Source organism: Pseudomonas sp. SDO55104_S430 (assembly GCF_054070595.1).
In genome coordinates, this window is sequence record NZ_JBSVXG010000419.1 from 1 (window position 1) to 2,414 (window position 2,414).

General features: G+C 60.4%; 3 protein-coding genes. All 3 read left to right on the top strand.

Annotation, left to right across the window (positions count from 1 at the left end):
• Positions 1 to 165: 165 nt before the first annotated feature.
• The 3 genes from ACW9JE_RS30285 to ACW9JE_RS30295 are packed head-to-tail and all read left to right on the top strand — an operon-like array spanning position 166 to position 2,325.
• Positions 166 to 798 (top strand): CDP-alcohol phosphatidyltransferase family protein, encoded by a 633-nt coding sequence (locus tag ACW9JE_RS30285; protein WP_457434856.1) that lies wholly within the window; start codon positions 166 to 168, stop codon positions 796 to 798.
• On the top strand, positions 785 to 1,384 hold the full coding sequence (locus ACW9JE_RS30290; protein WP_224537931.1) for a lysophospholipid acyltransferase family protein: 600 nt from the start codon (positions 785 to 787) through the stop codon (positions 1,382 to 1,384). Before ACW9JE_RS30285 ends, ACW9JE_RS30290 begins: the two co-directional genes overlap by 14 nt.
• Positions 1,381 to 2,325, top strand: a complete 945-nt coding sequence (locus ACW9JE_RS30295; RefSeq protein ID WP_457434855.1) for a phosphatidate cytidylyltransferase — start codon at positions 1,381 to 1,383, stop codon at positions 2,323 to 2,325. The genes ACW9JE_RS30290 and ACW9JE_RS30295 overlap by 4 nt, the downstream gene beginning before the upstream one ends.
• Positions 2,326 to 2,414 lie beyond the last annotated feature (89 nt).

The following is a 2,414-nucleotide window of genomic DNA, read 5'->3' on the forward strand; positions in this document are numbered from 1 at the left end:
ACCTGACGCCCCGCGGTGTCCCGTCCTCCATCGCGAGCGTGCTCGCTCCTACAGGGCTCCTGCACGGCTTCTGCAAATGCGTGCAGCATCCCCGGAAATCGCGCAGGTGAAAAACCGCTAATTGCATATACGCTTAGTAAAACCCAGCGACCGGGATACTGAGTGATGGATGACAACAGAAGACCAATCAAAGCGCGCTCCACAGGGTGGGCCAGGCGCATCACTGACCTCTTGGTCAAACGCAACATTTCCCCCAACCAGATCTCCGTTGCCAGCATCTTCTTTGCCCTCGTCGGAGCGATTGCACTGGTCATCAGCAGCGGCGTCGCCGGCTCGATCTGCTGCGCCCTCGCCATTCAACTGCGCCTGCTGTGCAATCTGTTCGACGGCATGGTTGCGGTCGAGGGCGGCAAACAATCCGCAATCGGCAGCCTGTACAACGAATTCCCCGACCGCATCGCCGACAGCCTGCTGATCGTCGGCCTCGGCTATGCGCTGTACCAACCGGAGCTGGGCTGGTTCGCCGCCCTTGCCGCCGCGCTCACCGCCTATGTCCGGGTGTTCGGCGGCTCTATCGGCCTGAAGCAGAACTTCATGGGACCGATGGCCAAGCAGCACCGGATGGCGGTGATGACGGTTGGCCTGCTGCTCAATGCCGTCGAGGTTTATCTGCGCGGCAGCCACTATGCGCTGTTGCTGACCCTGGTCGTGATCGCCATCGGCGCCGCCATCACCTGCTTCACCCGCACCATGGCCATCTCCAGAGAATTGCAGGAGGTCAGTCATGTGGATCAGTAATGCCCTGATCGCTGTGCTGCGCTTTTTGATCGGCGTCACCGCCCGCTGGGAAAGTCCGCCGGACCTTACGCGCCAGCGCATCTATTTCGCCAATCACACCAGCCACATGGACACTCTGGCGATCATCGCCGCCCTGCCCCCCGAGGCCCGGGTCAATGTGAAGCCCGTGGCCGCCGCCGACTACTGGGGCAAGAACCGCTTCCTGTCCTACATCTCGCAACAAGGCCTGAACGCGGTGCTGATCGAACGCAACCCGGCGCCCGGCACCAACGTGCTGGAGCCGATTTTCGATGTGGTGCGCGACGGCCATTCGATCATCATCTTTCCCGAAGGCACGCGCTCCAGCCAGGCGCTGCCGGGGGAATTCAAGTCCGGGCTGTTTCGCCTCGCCGAAACCTTTCCCGATGTCGACCTGGTGCCCATCTACCTGGAAAACCTGCATCGCTCCATGCCCAAGGGCAAACACGTGCCGCTGCCGATCATCTGCACGATCCGCATCGGCAACCCGCTGCCACGGGTCGCGGGTGAGGACAAACAGGTGTTCCTGGAACGGGCGCGTGACGCCATCGTGAGGCTGTCGAAATGAGTCTTGAACAGAAATTCCTCTGGTTCTTTGCCGCCATTGCCTGCCTGCTGGCGGTCGCTTCGATCATTGGGCGGATTCTGGCCAAGCGGGCGACCCGCGAAAGCTCGATCTCCACCATCGAAAACCTCAACCAGCGGGTGAATGCGTGGTGGGGCATGGTGATCATCTTTTTCGTGTCCTGGCTGCTGGGGCCAAATGCGACGGTGATCCTGTTTGCCTTCATTTCCCTGTTCGCCCTGCGAGAATTCATCACCCTGACCCCGACCACGCTGGGCGATCACAACGCGCTGTTCTCCGCATTCTTCATCCTGATCCCGCTGCAATACCTGCTGATCAGCACCCACTGGTATTCGATGTTCACCCTGCTGATTCCGGTGTATGCCTTCCTGCTGCTGCCGGCGATTGCGGTGTTGAGCCAGGACACCGACGCCTTCCTGGAACGCACGGCGAAGATCCAGTGGGGCGTGATGATCTGCGTCTACTGCATCAGCCACGCGCCGGCGCTGTTGCTGCTGGATCTGCGAGGGTTCAGCGGGCAGAACGCCTTGCTGCTGTTCTACCTGGTGTTCGTGGTGCAGATGAGCGATGTCCTGCAGTACGTCTTCGGCAAACTGTTCGGCAAACGCAAGGTGGCGCCTCTGGTCAGCCCGTCGAAAACGGTGGAGGGTCTGGTGGGTGGCGGGCTGTCCGCGACGTTGATCGGCGGCTGCATGTATTGGATGACGCCGTTCAATTTCTGGCAGTCGCTGTTACTGTCACTGGTGATCGTGGTGATGGGGTTTCTGGGCGGGCTGGTGATGTCGGCGATCAAGCGCAGCCTGAGCGCCAAGGATTGGGGGACGATGATCAAGGGGCATGGCGGGATGCTGGATCGGATGGATTCGATCTGCTTTGCGGCGCCGATCTTCTTTCACATGACGCGGTATTTCTTTTCTGCCTGACCCTCACTGTGAATGCAAATCTCTGTGGGAGCGGGCTTGCTCGCGAAGGCAGTGTGTCAGCCAATGAATATGTTGCCTGACACTCCGCT